Source organism: Methylobacterium sp. E-041 (assembly GCF_022829665.1).
Lineage (GTDB): Bacteria > Pseudomonadota > Alphaproteobacteria > Rhizobiales > Beijerinckiaceae > Methylobacterium.
Genome location: NZ_JAKSYQ010000085.1, coordinates 31709 through 53815 on the forward strand (window position 1 = coordinate 31709; position 22107 = coordinate 53815).

The following is a 22107-nucleotide window of genomic DNA, read 5'->3' on the forward strand; positions in this document are numbered from 1 at the left end:
ACCGCGAAGACGCTCATGTCCCCGATCCTCATTCGAGCCGCCCGCCCCGAGATCGTCCGCGACACCGGCGGCGCCTATGGCGGCGCCATCGTCGAGAAGCCGCTATCCAAGGTCGAGCGCCTCTACAATCACGGCTGGCTACGAAAGCTCGTGATCCTGGCGGTGCTGGCCCTAATCTGGGAGGCCTATGGACGCTACCTCGACAACGACCTCCTGTTCCCGACCTTCACCGCCACTGTCACGGCCTTCGCTCACGGGGTCGCGGACGGGACGCTGGTGCTGCGGGCCTGGGGCTCGATCAAGGTGCTGCTGATAGGCTACGCCCTCGGGATCCTGTTGGCGACGGTGCTGACCGGCATCGCGATCAGCTCGCGCATCGGCACCGACTTCCTCGAAACGATGACGTCGATGTTCAATCCGTTGCCAGCGATCGCGTTGCTGCCGCTGGCGCTAATCTGGTTCGGCCTCGGCAACGGCAGCCTCATCTTCGTGTTGGTCCATTCCGTGACCTGGGCGATCGCGCTGAACACTCATTCGGGCTTTCTCTCGGTCAGCCGGACCCTGAAGATGGTCGGTCGCAACTACGGACTGCGCGGCACCCGGCTGATCACCAAGATCCTGATCCCGGCGGCCTTCCCCAGCATCCTCACGGGGCTCAAGGTTGGCTGGGCCTTCGCTTGGCGCACACTCATCGCGGCGGAGCTGGTTTTCGGGGTAAGTTCCGGCTCGGGCGGTCTCGGGTGGTTCATCTTTGAGAACAAGAACATGCTCGACATCCCCAACGTCTTCGCGGGGCTGCTGACGGTGATCCTCATCGGCCTTTGCGTCGAGAACCTCATCTTCCAGACCATCGAACGCCACACCCTGCAGCGCTGGGGTATGCACGCCTAGTCAGGCCAAGCGTCAATCGAGGTCGGATCTGTATTGGAGCGCCGCCGTCCAGCTCTGACGGTACTCGATCGGTTCGCCGGTGAGGGCGACGGCGACCCGGCGCACCAGCAGCAGGGGCGCCCCCGGTGGACAGCAGAGGGCGTCCGCAATGGCAGAACTCGCCCGGTCGGTGGCGATTGTGTCCCGCGCCCGCGCCACGGTCTGGCCGCAGCGCGCCTGGTAGAGCACGTAGATCTCCTCCAGCATCTCGGCGCCGGGCTCCGCCTTCAGCGCGGCGAAAAGATCCGCCGGCAGGGCAATCCGCTCGTAGATCAATGGCACGCCGTCCTCGCTCCGAGTCCGCAACAAGACCAGCACCTTCACCCCCGCTCCCAGTCCGAGGGCGGCGCGGTCCTGGGCATCGGCCTGTGCGGTCCCAGCCGCGAGGACGTGCGCCACGGGGCGGAACGGCCGCCCGTCGCCGTGGACGAAGCGCAGGAAGCGGAACCGCGACCGGTCGCTTGAATGGGGCACCACCTGCGTGCCGCGTCCGTGCTGGCGCTCCAGCAGGCCTTGCCCGACGAGGTCCTCCATGGCCTTGCGGATCGTCCCGATGGAGACGCCGAGGTCGAAGGCCAGCTGCGGCTCGCTCGGCAGGTAGCCGCCCGGCTTCCAGGTCCCATCTACGATCCGGCGCAGCAGCAGGTCGCGTGCCTGCAAGTAGAGCGGACGGCTCGCCAAGGGGGCAGCCACCGGGGCAGTCAGAGGAGCGGCCAAGCGCGCGGCCAGCGGCTCGCCCGGTGACGGCGCTGCGGAATGCGCCTGCGGTGCAACGGCGCGCATACGATTTGACATCGGCAACTCATGTATATGACATATGACCGTTGACAGCGGTTGATACGAGGCTATCGTGGCCCTCGGCACCGGACCAGAGAATTCGGGCCTGCGCAGGAGGAACACATGGCACTCGGCCGTCTCATCCGGCTCTGCGGAGCCGCGGCCCTGCTCTCGGCGAGCCTTCTGGCCGGCTCGGGATCCGCCCAGGCAGAGGCCCCCGTGGTGCGCCTCGCCAAGCAGTTCGGCATCTCCTACCTGCCCCTCACTGTGATGGAGGAGGAGCACCTCCTCGAGAAGCAGGCCCGCCAGCAGGGCTTGGAACTCAAGACCGAGTGGCTGCGCTTCACCGGCGGTTCCGGCATGAACGAGGCCCTGCTCTCGGGGAACCTCGACTTCGCCGCCGGCGGCGTCGGGCCGATGCTGACGATCTGGGGGCGGACTCGGGCCAACCTGCAGGTCAAGGGCGTGGCGGCGCTCAACGCGATGCCGCTCTGGTTGGTCTCGGTGAACCCGGCCGTCAAGTCGATCAAGGACTTCACCGACAAGGACAAGATCGCGCTGCCGACGGTGAAGAGTTCGATCCAGGCGATCACCTTACAGATGGCTGCCGAGAAAGCCTTTGGCCCTGGCCAGCAAGGCAAGCTCGATCCGCTGACGGTCTCGATGGGGCATCCTGATGCGCAGACGGCGATGCTCGGCGGTCGCTCCGAGATCACCGGGCATTTCGGCTCGCCGCCGTTCCAGGAGATGGAGCTGAAGGACCCGCGCGCGCACAAGGTGCTCGACAGCTATGACGTGCTGGGGGGGCCGCATACCTTCAACCTCGTCTGGGCGAGCAACCGCTTCGTAAGCGCCAACCCGAAGATCGTGGCGGCCTTCCGGGCCGCCTTGGAGGAGAGCCTGGCGCTGATCAAGGCGGGGCCCGCCAAGGTGGCGGCTCTGTGGATCAAAGCGGAGAACGGCCGGCTGACCGAGGCGGAAGCCGTGGAGATCATCCGCGCGCCACAGACCCAGTGGATTAGCGCGCCGCTGAACATGCTGGCCTACCTCGACTACATGAACCGCGCCGGCCTCGTGGCCGCAAAGGCCACGGATCAGGGCGAGCTGTTCTTCCCCGGCGCCGTCGCTAAGGCGGAGCGCTAAGGCATGAACGCTCCTTTCCCCAACGCGTCCCTGGCCGATCCAACGATCGAATCCGTGCCCGGTGCGATGCTGACGGTGCGCATCCGGCGTGAAGAGGGCTTCCAGGCCTTCACCGTGGCGCGGCGCCCGGCCCAGACCATCCTCGACGTGGTCACCGAGATCCAGCGCGAGCAGGATCCGACGCTGGCCTACCGCTTCGCCTGCCGAGTCGGCATGTGTGGCTCCTGCGCCATGATGGTGAACGGCCGTCCGCGTTGGACCTGCCGAACCCGGGTCGCGGCGGTGGCGGAGAACGACGGCCTGACCCTCGAACCCCTGCGCAACCTGCCGGTGATCAAGGACCTGGCGGTCGACATGGAGCCGTTCTTCCAGAAATGGACGGCCGCCCACGGCGCCTTCGAGCCGGGCAACGAACCGCCTGAGGACTTCGCCGTGGTATCCCCGGATTCGCCCGAGCGTCGGGCGGTGGATGCCGGCATCGAGTGCATCAATTGCGGCGTCTGCTACGCCGCCTGCGACGTGGTCACCTGGAACCCGGACTATCTCGGCCCGGCCGCGCTTAACCGGGCCTGGACCCTGGTGAACGACGTCCGCGATCGAGGCCAGGACGCTCGGCTCGAGGCCGTGTCTGGGGATGCGGGCTGCCAGTCCTGCCACACCCACATGAGCTGCACGGAGCATTGTCCGAAGGCGCTAGCGCCGACCTTCGCGATCGCGGGGCTGAAGCGTGCTACCGCCCGGTCCGCCCTGAAGCGCTTCGGCACCCGGCACTTCCGGAGGTCGGCATGAGCCCCCTCCTCTACGTGGCGCAGCGCGGCACCGCCATGATCCTGGCCGTTGCCGTGACGGTCCATCTTGGCACGATCCTGTACGCCGTGCGCGGCGGCCTCACCGCCGGGGAGATCCTCGGACGGACGCAGGGCAACCTTGCCTTCCTGCTGTTCTACGGCCTCTTCGTCGTGGCCGCCGCCATCCACGCACCGATCGGCCTGCGCAGCATCCTGCGCGAGTGGACGCGCTGGCGCGGACGCTCCCTCGACGGGGCGATGCTCGCCGTCTCGGCGCTCCTCCTCGTCCTCGGCCTGCGCGCGGCGTTGGCGGTCTACGTCGCATGAGCGCCGGGACACAGACCGACCTCCCCAGGCGCGGCACCCGCCGCGCGGCACCGCTGCGCGCGGGCTTCGCCGCCGCCCTGCTGCATCGCCTCTCCGGGATCGCCCTTGCCCTGTTCCTGCCGATGCACTTCATCGCCCTCGGCACCGCGCTGCAGGGGGCTGACCGCCTCGAGAGCTTTCTCGGGCTGACCCATAACAGCTTCGTGCGGACGGCCGAGTGGGGGCTCGTCAGTGCGCTCGCCCTGCACATGATCCTGGGTCTTCGCGTGCTCGCCATCGAGTGGTTCGCGACCCAGGAGCGGACGGCGCTCATCGTCTCGGCCTGCGTGGCGGCGGGGCTCGCGGTCGGGCTCCTGTTCCTGCTCGGCGGCGCCTGAACCCAATCCCTGAAAGGAGACCGGCATGGATCTCGACCTCACCGAAGTCGAAGAGGTGTGCAAGGACCTCTACGTCCGCGCCCTGAAGTTACTGCCCCCCGATATCAAGGCGGGCTTCGCGGTGCTGGCACGGGAGGAGACCAGCGCCACCGGCCGAGCGATCCTCGGCACCATGGTCGAGAACATCGCGGTGGCCGAGCGCACCAAGAACATCCTGTGCCAGGATACCGGCATCCCGATCTACAACGTGACGGTCGGGCGCGACGTGCGCTTCGACGGCGCCGACCTCAAGGCTGCCATCCGGCGCGGCTGCGCTCGTGCCACTACCGAGCACTCGTTGCGCTCCTCGGTGGTCCACCCGATCACCCGCGTGAACGAGCAGACCTCCTGCGGCATCCGCGTGCCGATCATCCACGTGGATTTCGACGATCGGCCCGAGACCGTGTCGGTCGAGATGATCCCGAAGGGCTCGGGCTCGGAGAACGGCTCGTTCCTGCAGATGCTCCTGCCCTCTGACGGCATCAACGCGGTCAAGCGGTTCGTCATCGACCGGGTGATCGAGCTCGGCGGCCGCGTCTGTCCGCCGACCATCGTGGGCGTCGGCATCGGTGGCACCTCGGACCTGTGCATGCACCTCGCCAAGGTGGCGGCCACGCGCAAGCTGCGCACCGCCTGTTCCGACCCGGAGGGCGCACGCATCGAGGCGGAGCTGTCGCACGCCGTCAACGAGCTCGGCATCGGCCCGCAGGGGCTTGGCGGCCGCTCCACCAGCTTTGCAGTCCATGTGGAAATCGCCGCGACCCACATCACTCAGAACCCGGTGGCGGTGAACATCCAGTGCCACTCAGCCCGCCGGGCCAAGGCGACCTTCACACCCGGCGGCATCGCCTTCGACTGACCGGAACGCCTTATCGACACCGCCGGGAGGGCAGCGCCATGCACCACGTTCTCGACATGCCGATCGACGAGGCGCAGGTCCGCCTCCTAAAAGTCGGCGACACCGTCACCCTGCGGAAGACCCTGTTCGGCATCCGCGATGCCACCCTGATCCACATGTTCGACCGGGAGCGGCGGACACATCTCGATCTCGCCGGCCACGCGGTCATCCACACCGCGCCCAACGTCCACCGAGTGCCGGTCTCGGCCGAGGCCCCCGTTGGCTACGCGCCGTTCTGCATCGGCACCACCACCTCCATGCGGATGGAGCGCTTCACCGACGCGCTGATGCGGCGGGAGAGCGTGCGTCTCATCGTCGGCAAGGGCGGCATGGGTCCGAAGACCCTAGAGGCCTTCGCCGAGCAGGGCGGCGCCTACCTCGCCATCGTCGGGGGCGCCGCCGCCCTGGAAACGACCTGGATCGAGCGGATCGAGGACATCGACCTCGACGACCTGCATCCCGAGAGCCTGTGGAAGTTCGCGATTCATGATTTCGGACCGCTTCTGGTCGGTATGGATTCCCACGGCGGCTCGCTCTTCGCCGATGTTCAGCGCGACGTCGCCAGCCGGCGGGATGCCGTCATCGCGAGCCTGGGAGCCGCCCGATGAACGCCGTGCCGACGACCATCGAGACCGACATCCTCATCCTGGGCTCGGGGGGAGCCGGCCTGTTCGCCGCCCTCCACGCCAAGAAGGCCGCCCCGGAGCTCGAGGTCACCGTCGCGGTCAAGGGGTTGCTCGGCAAGTGCGGCTGCACCCGCATGGTCCAGGGCGGCTACAACGTCGCCCTCGCCCCGGGCGATTCGGTTGAGCGCCACTTCATGGACACGATCGAGGGCGGCAAGTGGCTCAACAACCAGGAGCTAGCCTGGACCCTGGTGACCGAGGCGCAGGTCCGCATCCGCGAGCTCGAGACGGAGCTCGGCTGTTTCTTCGACCGCAATCCCGACGGCAGCGTCCACCAGAAGGCCTTCGCCGGTCAGACCTTCGACCGCACCGTGCACAAGGGCGACCTTACCGGCATCGAGATCATCAATCGCCTCTCCGAGCAGGTCTGGCGCCGCGACGTCCGGCGCCTGGAGGATCACCGCGCCCTCGAGCTGATCCCAGCCGCCGACGGCTCCGGCCTCGCCGGGGTGCTGATGCTCGACATGCGGACCGGCATCCCGGTCCTGGTGCGGGCCAAAGCGACCCTGCTCGCCACGGGCGGCGGCCCGACCATGTACAAGTTCCACACGCCGTCGGGCGACAAGACCTGCGACGGCCTTGCCATGTCGCTCCGCGCGGGCCTGCCCCTGCGCGACATGGAGATGGTCCAGTTCCATCCCACCGGCCTGCTGGCGGGGGCCGGCACCCGGATGACCGGCACGGTGCTGGAGGAAGGCCTGCGCGGGGCCGGAGGCTACCTGCTCGACGCCTCGACTGAGCGCTTCATGCATCACTACGATCCGCGCGCGGAGCGGGCGACGCGCGACGTCGTCAGCCGCTCGATCATGCGGCGCATCCGCGACGGCCATGCCACCCCGAACGGGGGCGTCTACATCCAGATGAGCCATCTCGGGCCCGAGGACGTGCGGCGCAAGTTCAAGGGCATGGTCGAGCGCTGCGCCGATTGTGGCTTCGACCTCGCCGGGGGCCTAGTCGAGGTCATCCCCACCGCCCATTACATGATGGGCGGGGTCGCCTTCCGTCCCGGCTGCAGCACCGAGCTGCCGCGCCTCTACGCGGCCGGGGAGGATACCGGCGGGGTTCACGGGGCCAACCGCCTCGGCGGCAACGGCGTCGCCAACTCGACGGTTTTCGGGGGGCTGGCCGGCTCCGCCATGGCCCGCGACATCCGGAGCATGCGGTTCCGCGCCGAGCCCGATCCCCGCGCGGTCGAGGTGGGGCTCGCCCGCGCCTACGGCCCCCTCGGGCGCCCGGCTGGGGACCTCGAGGCGATCCGGGAGGCCCTCTACGCGACCATGTGGGACGATGTCGGCATCCTGCGCGATGCGGCCGGGCTGGAGCAGGCCGGCGAGCGCCTCGACGCCCTCGCCGCCGCGGTCGCGGAGGCCGGCATCCCCGACGGCGACCGCCGCTACAACCTGACCTGGATGGACCGGCTCAACCTCGAGAACCTCGTCCTCGTCAGCCGCTCGATCCGCGCCGCGGCGCTGGCCCGCACCGACAGCCGCGGGGCGCATTTCCGTGAGGACTTCCCTGACGCCTCGGATCTCGCCACCTCGCACTACACCGTGGTGCGCCAGGGCGCGGCCGGTCTCGACGTCACCATGGAGCCCGTCGCCTTCACCCATGTGCGCCCCGGCGCCTCCCTGCTCGACGCGGCGGCCTGAGGCCGCCCCCCGCACGCGGGATCTTGGAGAGAGACGCCATGGACTATTCCCGGGACCGGCCGCGCGGAGCCGACATCGTCGTCGAGGCGCTGGAGCGCCTCGGCGTCCGCCGCATCTTCACCCTGTCGGGCAACCACATCATGCCGATCTTCGACGCCCTGCTGGGCACGAACATCGCGGTGGTGCATGTCCGTCAGGAGGCCGCCTGCGTGCACATGGCCGATGCCTGGGGCCGCCTGACCGGTGAGGTCGGGGTCGCCCTGGTCACCGGCGGCCAGGGGCAGACCAACGGCGCCGCCGCCCTGTTCACGGCTCTTGCGGCGGAGAGCCCCGTTCTGCTGCTCTCGGGCCATGCCGGCCTGTCGGAGATCGGGCGCGGCGCGTTCCAGGAACTCGCCCAGGCGGATATCGCCCGCCCGATGACCAAAGCCTCGTGGACGGCCGCCTCCGTCGATACCCTGGCCGACGACATCGCTCGGTCTATGCGGATCGCCCGCGAAGGGCGACCGGGCCCCGTGCATCTCAGCCTCCCGGTCGATCTCCTGGAGGCGCCCGCTGCGGCCGCACCGTCGATCCCTCTCGACGCCTCAATCCGAGTCGGCGAGCCCGGCGCCGACCTCATCGCGGCCGTAGCGGCGGAGCTCGGCCGAGCGCGGCGCCCCCTGATCCTGTGCGGCCCGGCCGCCTGCGGCGCCGAGGGACGCGGGCGGATGGCGGCGTTGGAGAGCGCCTCCGGCATCCCCGTCCTCGGCATGGAGAGTCCGCGCGGCCTCAACGATCCGAGTCTAGGCGCCTTCGCCGAGGTGCTAACGCAGGCCGATTGCCTCGTGCTCCTCGGCAAGCCCCTCGACTTCACCCTGAAGTTCGGCGATGCGTCCGCGGTGGCGCCAGCCTGCCGCTTCGTCGTTATCGACCCCGACCCGGCCCTCGTCGCGCGGGTCGACCCTGCCCGCCTAGCGGTCTCGGGCGCGGCAGACGCTCTTTCCACCCTCGAAGCCCTGGCGCGCCGTCTTGGCGACGAGCCGCGGCCAGACTGGCACGCCACTGTGCGGGCGGCGGTCGATTACCGGCCGCCGGACTGGGACGATAGGCGCGGCTCCGAGGGCCGCCTCCATCCGGTGGAGCTGTGCCGGGGCGTCGCCGCCTTCCTCGACCGGCATCCCGGCGGCACGCTGATCTGCGACGGCGGCGAGATCGGGCAATGGCCCCAAGCCCTGGTGAACGCTCCCCGGCGCCTCATCAACGGGGTTTCGGGCACCATCGGCGCGTCGCTGCCCTTCGCTCTCGCGGCCCGACTCCACAATCCGGCCGGTCCCGTGGTGGCGGTCCTGGGGGACGGCACCTTCGGCTTCCACATGGCCGAGTTCGACACCGCCGTGCGCTACGGCCTGCCCTTCATCGCCGTGGTGGGCAACGATGCCCGCTGGAACGCCGAGTACCAGATCCAGCTACGCCAGTACGGCGCGGCGCGGGCGCGGCACTGCGACCTCCTGAGCTCGCGCTACGATCGCGTTGCGACGGCGCTGGGCGGCTACGGGGCCCTCGTCACCCGGGCCGAGGACCTGCCCCAGGCCCTAGAGGACGCCCATGCCAGCGGCCTGCCGGCCTGCCTCAACGTGCTGATCGAGAGCGTGCCCGCCCCGGTAATCCGGCGGCCGAAGGCGGGCTGACCGCACATCTCCGACAAGGCTCCGACCCAGGGAGGTTCACATGCGCCGACGCGACGTACTGGCCCGGGGACTGCTCGGCGCGGGACTGCCCCTCCTAGCGGGGCTGCAGTCGGCGCAGGCCGAGATGCAGGCGGTCAGCATCGCGCGCCAGCCGAGCCTGGGGCACCTGCCGCTGATGCTCATGGAGGACCAAGGCCTGCTCCAGAAGCACGCCGCGGCGCGGGGCCTGTCCGGGCTCGGCGCCCGCTACATCACGCTGGCGGGCGGGGCCGCGATGAACGACGCGCTCCTGTCCGGCTCGGTCCAGTTCGTGGCCGGCGGTGTGCCGCCCCTCGTCCTGCTCTGGTCCAAGACCGAGGGAACCGGCATGGCCGTGAAGGGGGTGGCGGCGATGAACGCCATGCCGCTCCTCATGAACACCAATGCGGAGCGCGTCCGGTCGCTCGCCGACTTTACCGACCGGGACAAGATCGCCCTGCCGGCGGTGAAGGTTTCGGTCCAGGCCATGTTCCTGCAGATGGCGGCCGAGAAGGCGCTCGGGGAGGCGCGGCGGAACGATCTCGACCGCCTGACCGTGACCCTGTCGCACCCGGACGGTATGGCGGCCCTGTTGTCAGGTCAGGAGGTCAGCGCGCATTTCACCGCCGCGCCGATCCAGGAGCTGGAGCTGCGCAAGCCCGGCATCCGCACGATCCTCAACACCTTCGACGTGCTCGGCGGTCCCTCGACCTTCAACGTGGTCTGGGCCTCCGCCGCCTTCGTTGAGGCCAATCCCACCGTCCACGCCGCCTTCACGGCAGCCCTCGAGGAGGCGGTCGCGTCCATCGCGGGCGACCCCCAAGCAGCGGCCGAGGCCTATGCGCGCCTCGCCCGCGACGGCTCCGACATCGGCCTCATCGCGTCGATCCTGGCCTCGCCCCAGGTCACCTTCACGACGACGCCTCAAGCGATCCTGCACTACGTCGACTTCATGGCCCGCACCAAGGCGATCCGCCGCGGGGCCCGGGACTGGCGGGAGCTGTTCTTCGCCAACGTTCACGGCAAGCCCGGTAGTTGAAGCCTCGCCCAGGGGCTCAGTGAAACAGACCCGGGAGCGCCAGGGCGGTGGTGGTGAAGCCGATGGCCGCGAGCAGCGCCAGGACGATGGACCGGAACCGGCGCTGGTCGATACGGGAAAACAGCGATAGCCCGGCCAGCACGCTGACGAGGACGATCGGGAGGCCCAGAGCGAGATCGGCCATCAGCTCGAGCGGGAACGGATTGAACGCGGCCAGGATCGTCAGGGACCAGACCTGCAGGACAAGGGTGAAGCTCTGGTAGACCGCGCGCTGCATACGCGGCTCCCAACCGCGCACCAGACTCCAGGCGGTGGGAAGCGCGCCCGACAGCCCGGCGATGCCGCCGAGGATGCCGCCAAGAAAGCCCACGGCGCCGTCGCTCCAGGCATTGCCGTACGACACCCGGTAGTCGGTGCGCAGCAATGCCACCACGGCGCTGTAGAGGATCAGGAAGACCCCGATCATCACCTTCACCACTTCGGGATTGAGGTCCTTGAGGAGGTAGATCCCGATCGGCGCCCCGAGGAGGCCGGGACCGATCATCGCCAGTGCCGTCGCGCGCGGCGGCAGGGTCCGCAGCCGTATCACCGACAGTGCCTGCGAGAGGATGCTGCAGGTCAGCACGAGGGCCGTCGCCTCGATGGGAGCCCGGATCGAGAGCAGGGTGCCAGAGGCCACCAGGGCGAAGGCGAAGCCCGTCAGACCGGAGATGAGGCCGGCGCAGCTCAGGCACAGGACGATCTGGAGGGTTTCGCTCACGGTGCGTCTCGGTCTCCGAACGGCGCGTCGGGCCGCGCAAGATGCAGCCGACAATATGTCTTATATAAGATTAATGACTGATCAAGCAGGTTCGTCGCGGCGCGCGAGAGAGCGTTTGGTACCCGAAGCGGCGTAAGCCACGAAGCGCGTTTTCCGATCGCCGGAGCTTTCATTGAGATCCATGATTGACGACACAAATTCTGATGTCTTATACAAGACTCAGTCGCCGCAAAGAGCCGACGGCTTCACTAAGGAGGATCCTGGAATGAGCAGCCACGCCGGATCGGGCGAGGGGCGGACGAAGCCGCACCTTCTCGCCCACAGCCCGCTGGACAACGTTGCCGTCGCTGTCATTGAGGGCCTGAGCGCCGACACCGATGCGTTCGGCGTCATCACCGAGGACGATTCGACCTTCGCGGTGAACGTCCGCCACGACATCCCGATCGGCCACAAGGTGGCGCTCACCGACCTGAAGGCCGGCGACACCGCTATTAAGTACGGCCAGGATATTGGCAAGATCATCAAGGACGTCGCCAAGGGCGAGCATGTCCACGTCCAGAACCTCAAGACGAAGCGCTGGTGAGGTCGCGATGCCCGGAGAGACGATCATGAACGCCCCAGAGACCACCTCCCCCTTCGTTGGCGGAGCCCCCGACCAGTTCGCGACGGGGGCCCTCGGCTCCGCTCGGCCCTCAACGGACGTCAAGGCCGCCAGCTTCCTGGGCTGGCGCCGCGAGAACGGCCGCGTCGGCGTACGCAACCACGTCGTCCTCCTGCCCCTGGACGACCTCTCGAACGCCGCCTGCGAGGCGGTCGCCAACAACGTCAAGGGCACGATGGCCCTGCCCCACGCCTACGGCCGGCTGCAGTTCGGCGAAGATCTCGATCTCCACTTCCGCACCCTGATCGGCATCGGCTCGAACCCAAACGTCGCGGCCGTGGTGGTCATCGGGATCGAGGACCAGTGGACCAACCGGATCGTCGAAGGCATCGCCAAGACGGGCAAGCCCGTGGTCGGATTCGGCATTGAGGGGCACGGCGACATCGCCACCATCGCCAAGGCGAGCTACCAGGCCAAGCGTTTCGTGCAGTGGGCGACCGAGCTGCCCCGCGAGGAATGCCCGATCGCAGACCTCTGGATTTCGACCAAGTGCGGCGAGTCCGACACCACCACCGGCCTGTCCTCTTGCCCCACCGTGGGCAACCTCTACGACAAGCTAATCCCGCAGGGGATCTACGGCGTGTTCGGCGAGACTTCGGAGATCACCGGCGCCGAGCACCTCTGTCGCGAACGCGCGGCCTCGCCCGAGATCGGCGACAAGTGGTTCACCATGTGGAAGTCCTACCAGGACGACGTGATCGAGGCGCACAAGACCGACGACCTCTCGGACTCACAGCCGACCAAGGGCAACATCCTCGGCGGCCTGAGCACCATCGAGGAGAAGGCGCTCGGCAACCTTGAGAAGATCGGCCACGACTGCCGCTACATCGACGCGCTGCAGCCGGCCGAGTCCCCCGCCAAGGGGCCGGGCCTGTACTACATGGATACCTCGTCGGCGGCGGCCGAGTGCGTGACCTTGATGGCGGCGGCGGGCTACGTGGTCCACACCTTCCCCACCGGGCAAGGCAACGTCATCGGCAATCCGATCGTCCCGGTGATCAAGATCACCGGCAACCCGCGCACGGTCCGGACCATGGGCGAGCACATCGACGTCGACGTCTCGGGCGTCCTGACCCGTGAGATGACCATCCCGCAGGCGGGCGACGCGCTCATCGACATGGTCGTGCGCACCGCGAACGGACGGCTCACGGCCGCCGAATCCCTCGGCCACCGCGAGTTCGTGATGACGAAGCTGTACCGGAGCGCCTAACCGGCGAGCCCTCCCGCCGCGTTCCGGTAAGGAACGCGGCGCCCCATCCCGACGCCATCGGGGTTTCGCGAAGGCGAATTTCGCCAAGGGATGAAGACCGCACAGTAGCGATGCGGCGCATCCCGTTCGAAGGTTCTACGGGAGGAACGCGAGTGAAAAGTTCAGGATCGAAATTCCTGCAGTCGATCTACGGTCAGGTCCTGATCGGCATCGCGCTCGGCATCGTCGTGGGCGTCCTATTTCCGAATTTCGCCGTTGGTCTGAAGGTCCTCGGCGACATGTTCATCAACTTGATCAAGATGGTCGTCGGGCCGGTGATCTTCTGCACGGTGGTGGTCGGCATCGCCCATGTCGGCGACATGAAGAGCGTCGGCCGCATGGGTCTGAAGACCCTCGTGTACTTCGAGGTCTCGACCACCGTGGCGCTCGGCGCCGGCTTGCTGTTCGTCAACCTCCTGCGGCCGGGCGACGGCATCAACGCCACGGTCGAGAGCCTGGATGCCAAGAGCGTCGCCACCATCGCCGGCAAGGCGCATGCCCAGAGCGTGATGGAGATCATTGCCAACATCATCCCGCACAGTGCGGTCGACGCCTTCGCCAAGGGCGACCTTCTGCAGGTGATGTTCTTCTCCGTGCTGGTCGGGATGGGGCTCGCCGCCATGGGGCCGAAGGGACAGTTCCCCCTCAAGGTCATCCACGCCTTCGGCGATATCCTGATGAAGGTCGTGGGCATCATCATGCGCTTCGCGCCCATCGGGGCGTTCGGTGCCATGGCTTTCACCATCGGCAAATTCGGCCTCGGCATCCTCGCTCAGTACGGACTGCTGATCGTATCCCTCTACCTGACGTTCTTCGTCTTCATCGTGCTGTTCCTCGGCAGCGTGATGCGATTCTACGTCGGTCTCAGCCTATGGAAGCTGTTCCTCTACGTCCGCGAAGAGATGTTCATTCTCCTCGGCACCACCAGCACCGAGTCCGTCCTTCCCCGCCTGATGGCCAAGCTCGGGGGCCTCTCCGTGGAGAAGGGCGTCACCGGTCTGGTGATGCCGGCCGGCCTGTCCTTCAACATGGACGGGTCGTGCATCTACCTGACCATGGCGATCGGCTTCATCGCCCAGGCCCTGAACATCCCACTGACTTGGGAGCAGGAGCTCGGCCTCCTCGCGATCGCCCTCGTGACCTCCAAGGGCGTAGCGGGTGTAGCCGGCGCCATCCTATTCGTGCTGGCCGCGACGCTTCAGGCGTCCCAGCTCCTGCCCGTCGCCGGCATCGCGCTGATCATCGGCGTCGACCGCATCCTCAACGAGCTGCGCGCCATCACCAACGCCATCGGCAACATGGTGGCCACGCTGGTGATCGCCCGGTGGGAGGGCAAGATCGACCTCGCCCATGCCCGCGACGTCCTGGACGGGCGCATCCAGCCCGACTTCGACAGCCTCGACGAGCCGGACGAGGTGATCGACGAACCGGCACCGCCGAGAGCTGCCTCGAAACCCGTCCGTCACGGGGCGATGCCCGCCGGGGTTGCTGCCACCTGAACCTCAGTGCGCAATCAGAGTCCCAGTGCCATGCCGACATCAGACACCCCGACGGGCCGCGTACCGAAGGTCGTGATCAGCGAATTCATGGACGAGGCTGCCATCGCAGCTGAGCTCGGTGCGTTCGCGACGCTCTACGACCCGGGCCTGGTCGACCGGCCGAGCGACCTACGGGAGGTGCTGGCCGATGCGGACGCCCTCGTGGTCCGCAACCGCACCCAGGTGAACGCGGCACTGCTGTCCGCCGCACCCGATCTCAAGGCGGTCGGTCGTCTCGGCGTCGGCCTCGATAATATCGACCTCGACGCCTGCCGGAACCGCGGCATCGCGGTCTACCCCGCCACTGGCGCCAACGACGTCGCGGTGGCCGAGTACGTGATCGGCACTGCGATGCTGCTTCTGCGCGGCGCCTACGGCTCCACCATCGCGGTGGCATCCGGGACCTGGCCGCGCAACGCGCTGATGGGCCGGGAGATCGCGGGCAAGCGCCTCGGCCTCGTCGGGTTCGGCGCCATCGCCCGCGAAACCGCCCGCCGCGCCCTCGCCCTAGGGATGCAGGTCACGGCCCACGACCCCTTTCTGCCGGCCGACGACCTGGCCTGGCGGCCGGATGGCGGTGCGGTGGCGCGAGTCGATCTCGAGGCGCTCGTCGCCAGCGCGGACGTCCTGTCCCTGCATGTGCCGCTGACACCCGAGACTCGCGGGATGATCGATGCGGGCGCCATCGCCCGAATGCCGGCCGGGGCGGTGCTGATCAATGCCGCGCGGGGCGAGGTGGTGGACGGCGTGGCCGTAGCGGACGCGTTGCGGTCCGGGCATCTCGGCGGTGCTGCCCTTGACGTCTTCGAGCAGGAGCCCCTCGACACCGCCGCAGGCGCGGCCTTCCGGGATCTGCCCAACCTCATCCTGACGCCGCACATCGCGGGCGTGACGCAGGAATCGAACGTGCGTGTCTCGCGCGTGACCGCTCAGGCCGTGCGCCGCCACCTCTCCGAGGGTCGACCATGACCACCTTAAGCCTCGCCGCCGCCCACACGCTCGTCGCAGAAGCCCTGTGCCGCTGCGGAACGCGGGCTTCTGCCGCGCAGAGCGTCGCCCGCGCCCTCGTCGGCGCCGAGGCCGACGGGTTGAAGGGCCACGGGCTCTCGCGGGTGGCCTCCTACGCGGCCCAGGTCCAGGCCGGCAAAGTGGTGGGCGACGCCACAGTCGCAGTGACGCGACCCCGGCCCGGGTTGCTGGCCATCGACGCCGCCCATGGCTTCGCCTATCCGGCCCTCGACGCGGTAATGGAGCAACTTCCGGCGATCGTCCGGGAACAGGGCGTTGCGGCGGCCGGCATTCGCCGCTCGCACCATTGCGGCGCGGCCGGCCGGCCTGTCGAGGCCCTGGCTGAGGCCGGGCTCGTGGCGATCCTGCTGGCCAACACCCCCGCCGCCATGGCCCCCTGGGGAGGGTCGCGGGCGGTTTTCGGGACGAACCCCCTCGCCTTCGCCTGCCCCCTGCCGAGCCGCGCCCCCATCGTCGTCGACCTGTCCCTTTCGAAAGTGGCGCGTGGCGCGATCATGGCCGCCCGCCAGCGCGGCGAGGCGATTCCCGAGGGCTGGGCCCTCGATGCCGCTGGGCAACCGACCACCGACCCAGCTGCGGCCCTCAAAGGCACCATGGTGCCGCTCGGCGACGCCAAGGGCACGGCGCTCGCCCTGATGGTGGAACTCCTCGCCGCCGGCCTGACCGGGGGGCGGTTCGCCGGAGAGGCGAGCTCGTTCCTCGACGCCGATGGCGATCCTCCGGGCACCGGTCAACTCTTCATCGCGTTCGCGGCGGATGCCTTCGGGCCAGGGGCGCTGGCGCGGTTCGCGGACCTCGCCGGTTCCATAGAGGCCCAGGACGGAGCCCGCCTGCCCGGTGCGCGCCGCCTCGCCCTCCGGGTCCGGGCCGAGGCCGAGGGCCTCGCCGTCCCGGCCGCCCTTGTGGCCGAGATCGAGGCGCTCGGTCGATGAAGGCCATCATCCCGGACGGGTCCCGCCCCCGGCCGCCGGCCCTCCGGATCGAGCGATTGCCCGGAGCGAGGCTCGGCCTTAACGAAGAACGTGACACCGTGCTGGGAAAGCTCTCCCTCCTTCCTCCCACGCCCGGGGATCGAGGGCGCGCCGACATGGAACGTACGGGTGGTCAGGCGGTGGGCTTCCGGCCGCTCTACAGGCAAGTCTACGACACGCTCCTGCGCCGCCTCGCCGACGCGGTCTGGCAGCCGGGCCAGATCCTCCCGAGCGAGGGGGTGCTCGCGACGGAACTCGGCGTCAGCCAAGGGACGGTCCGGAAGGCCCTCGACGCGCTGACCGCCGACAGCCTGCTGGTGCGCCGCCAGGGGCGCGGGACCTTCGTGGCCGAGCACGACGACGTGCAGAGCGTCTTCCGCTTCTTCAAGCTGCGCCCCGACGGGGCGGTGGCCGGCACGCCGACGAGCCGGGTCGTCTCGATCGCAGAGACCGCTGCCACCGTCGACGAGCGCGACCGTCTTGCCCTCTTACGCAACTCGCGCGTGGTGCGGCTGGATCGGGTGCGCGCTCTCGACGGACGCGTCTGCCTGTTCGAGACGATCGCGGTTCCGTCGAGCCTGTTTCCCGGACTAGCGGCGATGGAGCTCCCGAACACGCTCTACAGCCTCTACGCCACCCGGTTCGGGATCACCATCGCCACCGCGCACGAGCGCCTGAAGGCGATTCCGCTCGACCCAGACAAGGCGGAGCTGCTGGGCAAGCCGGCGGGGACACCGGTGCTTGAGGTCGACCGCATCGCCGTCGATCTGGAGGATCGCCCTGTGGAGTGGCGCCTGTCGACGTGTCTCACCGAAGACATTCACTACGCCTCCGTCCTGCGATGACCGCGCGGACGCTGCAGGCGCCTTCAGCCGGACGGGGACATGCCGGGATGACCAACATCGATCGCAGAACACTCCTAATGCAGGCCGGAGCCGGGCTGCTCGCGGCCTCCGGCGCATCCCTAGCGCCCTTCGCCGCCCGGGCCGGCCAGGCCGTCACACTCCCGTTCGGCAACGGGGAGCGGCCGCTCGTGGCCTATCCTGGTAAGCGCCCGCTCCTGCAGATGACCGCGCGGCCGCCGCAGCTCGAAACGCCGTTCTCAGTGTTCGACGAAGGCGCGATTACCCCGAACGACGCCTTCTTCGTGCGCTACCATCTCGCCGACATCCCCACCGAGATCGACCCTCAGGCCTTCCGCGTCGAGATCGGCGGCCATGTCGAGCGCCCGGTCTCCCTCTCGCTCGCCGACCTCAAGGAGATGGGCGGAACCGAGGTGGTCGCGGTCAACCAGTGTTCGGGCAACTCGCGCGGCTTCGTCGAGCCGCGGGTCGCGGGCGGCCAGCTCGCGAACGGGGCCATGGGCTGCGCCCGCTTCGTCGGCGTGCCCCTGAAGACCGTCCTTAACAAGGCAGGCGTGAAGGCCGGAGCCGTGCAGGTCTCCTTCGAAGGGCTCGACGGGCCGGTCCTTCCGGAAACGCCGGACTTTGCGAAGGCGCTCACCCTCGACCACGCCCGCGACGGGGCGGTGATGCTGGCCTGGAGCATGAACGGGGAGGACCTGCCCTGGCTCAACGGCTTCCCGCTGCGCCTCGTGGTGCCAGGCTATTACGGTACCTATTGGGTGAAGCACCTCAACGCCGTCACCGTCCTCGACAAGCCCTACGAAGGGTTTTGGATGAAGACGGCCTACCGCATCCCGGACAACGCCTGCGCCTGCACCGAGTCTGGCAAGGCGGCGGACAAGACCGTACCGATCGGCCGCCTTAACGTCCGCTCCTTCGTGACGAACCTAACGGACGGGGCGGACGTCAAGGCGGGCAAGGTGGCCCTGCGCGGCATCGCCTTCGACGGCGGCTCCGGCATCAAGACGGTGGAGATCTCCGCCGACGACGGGCGGAGCTGGTGTCCGGCCAAGCTTGAGCAAGACCTCGGCGGCTACGCCTTCCGGCGCTGGAACGCGGAAGTCGATCTGGCCACGGGGGCGCACGCGATCCGGGTCAAGGCCACGGCCAACGACGGCGCTACCCAGCCGATGGAGCCCCGGTGGAACCCGCCGGGCTATATGCGCAACTTCATCGAGTCCGTTCGGGTGCGGGCGGCATGAGGAGGATCACGATGACGAGGGTCATAAGGAGAACGGCCGGGAAGACGTTCCTTCCCCTCGCGGCCGCGCTTGCGGGAGCCGGCTTTCTGGCTGGTCTGCCCGCCGCTGCCGCGCCCCGGAGCTACGATCTGCCGGAGCCGACCGCACAGCTTCGGCCCGCGCCCAGCCACGACGCGGGCCGCGCGGCGACCGAGGCTAACTGCCAGAGCTGCCATTCGGTCGACTACATCGCGATGCAGCCGCCTGGAAAAGGATCGGTCTTTTGGACCAGCGAGGTGACGAAGATGCGCAAGGTTTATCATGCGGCGATCAGCGATGCGGACAGTCAAGTCATCGCCGATTACCTCGCGGGGGCGTACTAGGCGTTGGGACTGACGATGGGCCCCGATTTGAAAAGCGCCGGGATCTTAGAGGATGTCAGTGATGGGGGCTGACATCGCTCTCGCCGACGGCGGCCAAGGCAGGTGTTTCTTCCGAATCCATCACGGAAAGGCACCAGGAGCTTCGAAATCTTCGCATGAGCGCCAAGAATATGACGACGGCCGCCGCCGGAGCGAGCAGGCCGGAAGCAGCCAGCGGCTGGGTCGTCTCGCTCGTGCCCGGCATCCTGGTCTGTCTGGCGGTCACGGTGGTGGCGCTGGCCGTGCAGGCTCTGGAGGAGCGGGTAACGGGCCATCCCTATGTTGAGGCGCTGGTGATCGCGATTCTGCTCGGGATCGCCCTACGCACCCTGTGGAGCCCTGGCGAGCGCTTCCGGGGTGGGATTGCGTTCTCCGCGAAGCAAGTGCTCGAACTCGCCGTCACCCTGCTCGGCGCCTCGATCAGCCTCGGGGCCATCGTCGCGTCCGGTACGAGCCTCCTCGTCGGCATCGTCGGCACAGTGATGGTGGCGATCGTCGCCAGCTACGCCATCTGCCGGATGCTCGGTTTGCCACCCCGCATGGCGATCCTGGTCGCTTGCGGCAACGCCATCTGCGGCAACTCCGCGATCGCCGCGGTGGCGCCGGTGATCGGGGCCGACAGCAAGGACGTGGTCGCGGCCATCGCCTTCACGGCGGTTCTCGGCGTGTTGATGGTACTGGGCCTCCCCCTGTTCATCCCCCTCGTCGGCCTGTCTGAGCATCAATACGGGACGCTGGCGGGCCTCACGGTCTACGCGGTGCCGCAGGTGCTTGCCGCGACGGTCCCGGTCGGCCTCCTGGCGACCCAGGTTGGCACCCTGGTCAAGCTCGTGCGCGTCCTGATGCTCGGGCCGGTCGTCGTTGCGTTCTCGTTTATCGCACCGCATCTGCCGGCGGAGGGCGCCTCGGCCAAGGTCCGGCCCGGCCGCCTCGGATTTTTCAAGATCGTGCCCTGGTTCATTCTTGGCTTCCTGGCGCTGGCGAGCCTGCGCTCGCTGGGGCTCGTTCCGGACGCGGCCTCCCAGCCGGTGACGCGTCTCGCGGGCCTCCTCACCGTGGTGTCGATGGCGGCCCTCGGCCTCGGCGTCGACGTGCGGGTTTTGGCGCGAGTCGGCGGACGGGTCACTCTGGCGGTGACCGGCTCTCTCGTCGTCCTACTGGTCGTCAGCCTGTTCCTGATCTGGGCCCTTGAGATCGCCTGACCGCCATCGTTCGGGAATACGCGCGCCGCCTCGCCTCAGGGCACGTCGGGCCGCGGATCGGGAACGAAGCCGTCGCGATTGGGCATCCGCACTGCCGGAAGCGTCCGGGCATCCAGGACGGCATCGTCCGACAGCAGGCCGTTCAAGTTCAGCAGATAGCCGACCACAGCGTAGACCTCGTCGTCGTCGAGCGATTGCGGTGCGTTCACCGGCATCGCACGGCGGACGTAGTCGAACAGCGTCGGTGCATAGGGCTAGAAGCTCCCGACCGTCTTCTTTGGTTTGGCAGAGGCCAGCGTGCCCTGTCCCCCGACGAGGCTGTCGCCGATGCCGCCCTCCCCCTTCTCGCCATGACAGGACTCGCAGTGTTCCGCGAAGACCGAACGGCCACGCGCGACGCTGCCGTTTCCCGCGGGGAGCTTCCTGCCGTCACGATCGATGTCGATGTTCCAGCCGGCAATCTCCGCCTCGGTGGCGGCGCGTCCGATGCCGTATCGACCTTCAGCCGAGGCTGGGGCGGCCAGGGCGTTCGCGGCGCCGACGAGTATCAGGACGGCCGCAGCGCCGCTAAGCCTTGGCATAGCCATTCGACACCTCTCCGCTTCCTGCGATGCGCCACGGGATGACAGCGTTGTTGTGGTAGAACGAGTTCAGCCCACGGGCATCGGCCAGTTCGGCGAAGAGCGGCTGCACGTACCCGGTCTCGTCAATGGCGCGACTCTGGATGATCGCAGGCGCGCCGGTCCAGGTCCAAGCCAGCCGGAACCGGGTCAGCGCCTTGCCGAGGACTGGTGTCTGAAGCTGCGCCTCCTGCCAGGTCCGGCCGTCGTCGACCGAGACCTCGACCCGGGCGATCCTCCCGCGCCCGCTCCAGGCGATCCCCGTGATCTCGTTGAAGCCGGGCTCGATCCGCTGCGTGCCCGACGGCCGCGTGATCACTGACTTCGCCTCCATCATGAACGTGAACTGCCGCGCGGTCCCATCCGGCATTAGGTCGGTGTACTTCGCGGTCTCCTCGCGGGAATAGGCCGGCTCGTCCGTAACGTTGAGGCGGCGCAGCCACTTCACGTTCATGTTGCCCTCGAAGCCGGGCAGCAGCACACGCAGCGGGTAGCCTTGTTGTGGGCGGAGGCGCTCGCCGTTCTGGCTGTAGACGAGCAGCGCATCGTCGAGGCATTTCTCGATCGGGATGCTGCGGGTCAGCGCGGCCGCATCGGCGCCCTCGGCGATGACCCACTTGGCACCGGGCTTGAGCCCGGCCTCCTCGAGCACCGTCCTGAGCCGAACGCCGGTCCATTCGGCACAGCTCAGCAGCCCGACGAGGTCCGATGCCGTCTGGCCCGCATGCACCGCCTTGAAGTCGGGGTTTCCCGAGCACTCGATGAAATGGATCTGCGACAAGCTCGGGAAGCGCCGGATGTCGTCCATGGTGAGCACCAGCGGCCGCTCGACCAGGCCGTGGATCATCAGGCGATGCTGAGCCGGGTCGATCTCGGGGACGCCGCCATGGTTGCGCTCGTAGAACAGGCCGTTGGGCGTAATGATCCCGTCGAGCTCCTGCAGCGGCGTGCGGACCGAGGCCGATATCGACTGCTTCAGGGTCTTCGGGATGTTCTTAACGACGTGCGCCTCGAACGGCGACGGCGTCCCGTAAGGCTGCGCCCCTGTATCTGCGCCCGGTACCTTCATCCAAGGCGGTACGCTTAGCTGTCGAAGCTATGAAGGTTGTTCACCCGGGGCGGGGGTGAGAGGCTGGGGTTGCGAAGCCAACCAACCCTGACCGAGCGCCCCGGATGAACACCCATCAGCATGCCCGCATGACGGTCCATGGTCGAGCCCTTCTGGTGA

21 protein-coding genes and 2 pseudogenes are annotated in these 22107 nt (G+C 68.4%); 19 read left to right on the forward strand and 4 right to left on the reverse strand.

Annotated elements, in window-relative coordinates:
• The first annotated feature begins 15 nt into the window (after window positions 1-15).
• Window positions 16-891, forward strand: coding sequence for an ABC transporter permease (locus tag MKK70_RS08230; protein WP_409568256.1), 876 nt, complete (start codon window positions 16-18; stop codon window positions 889-891).
• Between the two features lie 12 nt (window positions 892-903).
• Here the strand turns inward: MKK70_RS08230 and MKK70_RS08235 are convergent, their stop codons facing one another.
• Entirely contained in the window at window positions 904-1611 is a 708-nt protein-coding gene (locus tag MKK70_RS08235; RefSeq protein ID WP_243946786.1) for a GntR family transcriptional regulator, read from the reverse strand.
• A 219-nt stretch (window positions 1612-1830) separates the two neighbouring features.
• Between MKK70_RS08235 and MKK70_RS08240 the strand changes: the two genes are divergently transcribed.
• The 9 genes from MKK70_RS08240 (at window position 1831) to MKK70_RS08280 (ending at window position 10341) form a co-directional block, all read left to right on the forward strand.
• Window positions 1831-2850, forward strand: coding sequence for an ABC transporter substrate-binding protein (locus MKK70_RS08240; RefSeq protein ID WP_243932925.1), 1020 nt, complete (start codon window positions 1831-1833; stop codon window positions 2848-2850).
• Window positions 2851-2916: 66 nt separating this feature from the next.
• The gene (locus tag MKK70_RS08245) at window positions 2917-3639 is read left to right on the forward strand and encodes a succinate dehydrogenase/fumarate reductase iron-sulfur subunit (RefSeq protein WP_313898949.1); all 723 of its coding nucleotides are present in this window, start codon (window positions 2917-2919) and stop codon (window positions 3637-3639) included.
• Window positions 3636-3965, forward strand: coding sequence for a succinate dehydrogenase (locus MKK70_RS08250; RefSeq protein ID WP_243932927.1), 330 nt, complete (start codon window positions 3636-3638; stop codon window positions 3963-3965). Before MKK70_RS08245 ends, MKK70_RS08250 begins: the two co-directional genes overlap by 4 nt.
• On the forward strand, window positions 3962-4342 hold the full coding sequence (locus MKK70_RS08255) for a succinate dehydrogenase (protein ID WP_243932928.1): 381 nt from the start codon (window positions 3962-3964) through the stop codon (window positions 4340-4342). Before MKK70_RS08250 ends, MKK70_RS08255 begins: the two co-directional genes overlap by 4 nt.
• A 25-nt stretch (window positions 4343-4367) precedes the next feature.
• Window positions 4368-5240, forward strand: a complete 873-nt coding sequence (locus tag MKK70_RS08260) for a fumarate hydratase (protein ID WP_243932929.1) — start codon at window positions 4368-4370, stop codon at window positions 5238-5240.
• 38 nt (window positions 5241-5278) lie between these two features.
• Entirely contained in the window at window positions 5279-5887 is a 609-nt protein-coding gene (locus MKK70_RS08265) for a fumarate hydratase C-terminal domain-containing protein (RefSeq protein ID WP_243932930.1), read from the forward strand.
• Window positions 5884-7614: an L-aspartate oxidase gene (locus MKK70_RS08270; protein WP_243932932.1), complete on the forward strand. Its 1731-nt coding sequence runs from the start codon at window positions 5884-5886 to the stop codon at window positions 7612-7614. Before MKK70_RS08265 ends, MKK70_RS08270 begins: the two co-directional genes overlap by 4 nt.
• A 38-nt stretch (window positions 7615-7652) precedes the next feature.
• Complete coding sequence (locus MKK70_RS08275) at window positions 7653-9284, forward strand: thiamine pyrophosphate-binding protein (protein ID WP_243932933.1); 1632 nt, start codon at window positions 7653-7655, stop codon at window positions 9282-9284.
• Window positions 9285-9324: 40 nt separating this feature from the next.
• On the forward strand, window positions 9325-10341 hold the full coding sequence (locus MKK70_RS08280; RefSeq protein ID WP_243932934.1) for an ABC transporter substrate-binding protein: 1017 nt from the start codon (window positions 9325-9327) through the stop codon (window positions 10339-10341).
• A 16-nt stretch (window positions 10342-10357) separates the two neighbouring features.
• Here the strand turns inward: MKK70_RS08280 and MKK70_RS08285 are convergent, their stop codons facing one another.
• Window positions 10358-11101: a sulfite exporter TauE/SafE family protein gene (locus tag MKK70_RS08285; protein WP_243932935.1), complete on the reverse strand. Its 744-nt coding sequence runs from the start codon at window positions 11099-11101 to the stop codon at window positions 10358-10360.
• A gap of 265 nt (window positions 11102-11366) precedes the next feature.
• Between MKK70_RS08285 and MKK70_RS08290 the strand changes: the two genes are divergently transcribed.
• The 9 genes from MKK70_RS08290 (at window position 11367) to MKK70_RS08330 (ending at window position 20259) form a co-directional block, all read left to right on the forward strand.
• On the forward strand, window positions 11367-11684 hold the full coding sequence (locus MKK70_RS08290; RefSeq protein ID WP_147763436.1) for a UxaA family hydrolase: 318 nt from the start codon (window positions 11367-11369) through the stop codon (window positions 11682-11684).
• Between the two features lie 25 nt (window positions 11685-11709).
• Complete coding sequence (locus MKK70_RS08295; RefSeq protein WP_243932936.1) at window positions 11710-12972, forward strand: UxaA family hydrolase; 1263 nt, start codon at window positions 11710-11712, stop codon at window positions 12970-12972.
• A 152-nt stretch (window positions 12973-13124) separates the two neighbouring features.
• Complete coding sequence (locus tag MKK70_RS08300; protein ID WP_243932938.1) at window positions 13125-14510, forward strand: cation:dicarboxylate symporter family transporter; 1386 nt, start codon at window positions 13125-13127, stop codon at window positions 14508-14510.
• A gap of 30 nt (window positions 14511-14540) precedes the next feature.
• Window positions 14541-15518, forward strand: coding sequence for a hydroxyacid dehydrogenase (locus MKK70_RS08305; protein ID WP_243932940.1), 978 nt, complete (start codon window positions 14541-14543; stop codon window positions 15516-15518).
• Complete coding sequence (locus tag MKK70_RS08310) at window positions 15515-16510, forward strand: Ldh family oxidoreductase (RefSeq protein WP_243932942.1); 996 nt, start codon at window positions 15515-15517, stop codon at window positions 16508-16510. The genes MKK70_RS08305 and MKK70_RS08310 overlap by 4 nt, the downstream gene beginning before the upstream one ends.
• Window positions 16511-16665: 155 nt before the next feature.
• Entirely contained in the window at window positions 16666-17394 is a 729-nt protein-coding gene (locus tag MKK70_RS08315) for a GntR family transcriptional regulator (protein ID WP_243946804.1), read from the forward strand.
• Between the two features lie 47 nt (window positions 17395-17441).
• A complete protein-coding gene (locus tag MKK70_RS08320; RefSeq protein ID WP_243932946.1) occupies window positions 17442-18656 on the forward strand; it encodes a molybdopterin-dependent oxidoreductase in 1215 nt (404 codons plus the stop codon).
• 11 nt (window positions 18657-18667) lie between these two features.
• Window positions 18668-19018 carry a cytochrome c gene (locus tag MKK70_RS08325; RefSeq protein WP_243932947.1) on the forward strand — a complete coding sequence of 117 codons (351 nt, stop codon included), beginning with the start codon at window positions 18668-18670 and terminating at the stop codon, window positions 19016-19018.
• Window positions 19019-19173: 155 nt separating this feature from the next.
• The gene (locus MKK70_RS08330; protein ID WP_409565999.1) at window positions 19174-20259 is read left to right on the forward strand and encodes a YeiH family protein; all 1086 of its coding nucleotides are present in this window, start codon (window positions 19174-19176) and stop codon (window positions 20257-20259) included.
• 35 nt (window positions 20260-20294) lie between these two features.
• On the opposite strand, the pseudogene MKK70_RS08335 reads toward MKK70_RS08330, so the two are convergent.
• Both MKK70_RS08335 and soxC read right to left on the reverse strand, forming a co-directional pair.
• Window positions 20295-20846 (reverse strand): annotated as a pseudogene (locus MKK70_RS08335) (c-type cytochrome).
• Window positions 20827-21963 (reverse strand): annotated as a pseudogene (gene soxC / locus MKK70_RS08340) (sulfite dehydrogenase); the annotation flags it as partial. The pseudogenes MKK70_RS08335 and soxC, both read right to left, overlap by 20 nt.
• Between the last annotated feature and the right edge of the window lie 144 nt (window positions 21964-22107).

Excerpts from the sequence above, each read along its gene's own strand:
- MKK70_RS08315 (WP_243946804.1), top strand. The coding sequence starts at position 16,666 with ATGGAACGTACGGGTGGTCAGGCGGTGGGCTTCCGGCCGCTCTACAGG.
- MKK70_RS08270 (WP_243932932.1), top strand. The coding sequence starts at position 5,884 with ATGAACGCCGTGCCGACGACCATCGAGACCGACATCCTCATCCTGGGC.
- MKK70_RS08310 (WP_243932942.1), top strand. The coding sequence starts at position 15,515 with ATGACCACCTTAAGCCTCGCCGCCGCCCACACGCTCGTCGCAGAAGCC.
- MKK70_RS08305 (WP_243932940.1), top strand. The coding sequence starts at position 14,541 with ATGCCGACATCAGACACCCCGACGGGCCGCGTACCGAAGGTCGTGATC.
- MKK70_RS08230 (WP_409568256.1), top strand. The coding sequence starts at position 16 with ATGTCCCCGATCCTCATTCGAGCCGCCCGCCCCGAGATCGTCCGCGAC.
- MKK70_RS08280 (WP_243932934.1), top strand. The coding sequence starts at position 9,325 with ATGCGCCGACGCGACGTACTGGCCCGGGGACTGCTCGGCGCGGGACTG.
- MKK70_RS08240 (WP_243932925.1), top strand. The coding sequence starts at position 1,831 with ATGGCACTCGGCCGTCTCATCCGGCTCTGCGGAGCCGCGGCCCTGCTC.
- MKK70_RS08325 (WP_243932947.1), top strand. The coding sequence starts at position 18,668 with ATGACGAGGGTCATAAGGAGAACGGCCGGGAAGACGTTCCTTCCCCTC.
- MKK70_RS08275 (WP_243932933.1), top strand. The coding sequence starts at position 7,653 with ATGGACTATTCCCGGGACCGGCCGCGCGGAGCCGACATCGTCGTCGAG.
- MKK70_RS08255 (WP_243932928.1), top strand. The coding sequence starts at position 3,962 with ATGAGCGCCGGGACACAGACCGACCTCCCCAGGCGCGGCACCCGCCGC.
- MKK70_RS08295 (WP_243932936.1), top strand. The coding sequence starts at position 11,710 with ATGAACGCCCCAGAGACCACCTCCCCCTTCGTTGGCGGAGCCCCCGAC.
- MKK70_RS08320 (WP_243932946.1), top strand. The coding sequence starts at position 17,442 with ATGACCAACATCGATCGCAGAACACTCCTAATGCAGGCCGGAGCCGGG.
- MKK70_RS08265 (WP_243932930.1), top strand. The coding sequence starts at position 5,279 with ATGCACCACGTTCTCGACATGCCGATCGACGAGGCGCAGGTCCGCCTC.
- MKK70_RS08250 (WP_243932927.1), top strand. The coding sequence starts at position 3,636 with ATGAGCCCCCTCCTCTACGTGGCGCAGCGCGGCACCGCCATGATCCTG.
- MKK70_RS08260 (WP_243932929.1), top strand. The coding sequence starts at position 4,368 with ATGGATCTCGACCTCACCGAAGTCGAAGAGGTGTGCAAGGACCTCTAC.
- MKK70_RS08245 (WP_313898949.1), top strand. The coding sequence starts at position 2,917 with ATGCTGACGGTGCGCATCCGGCGTGAAGAGGGCTTCCAGGCCTTCACC.
- MKK70_RS08330 (WP_409565999.1), top strand. The coding sequence starts at position 19,174 with ATGAGCGCCAAGAATATGACGACGGCCGCCGCCGGAGCGAGCAGGCCG.
- MKK70_RS08290 (WP_147763436.1), top strand. The coding sequence starts at position 11,367 with ATGAGCAGCCACGCCGGATCGGGCGAGGGGCGGACGAAGCCGCACCTT.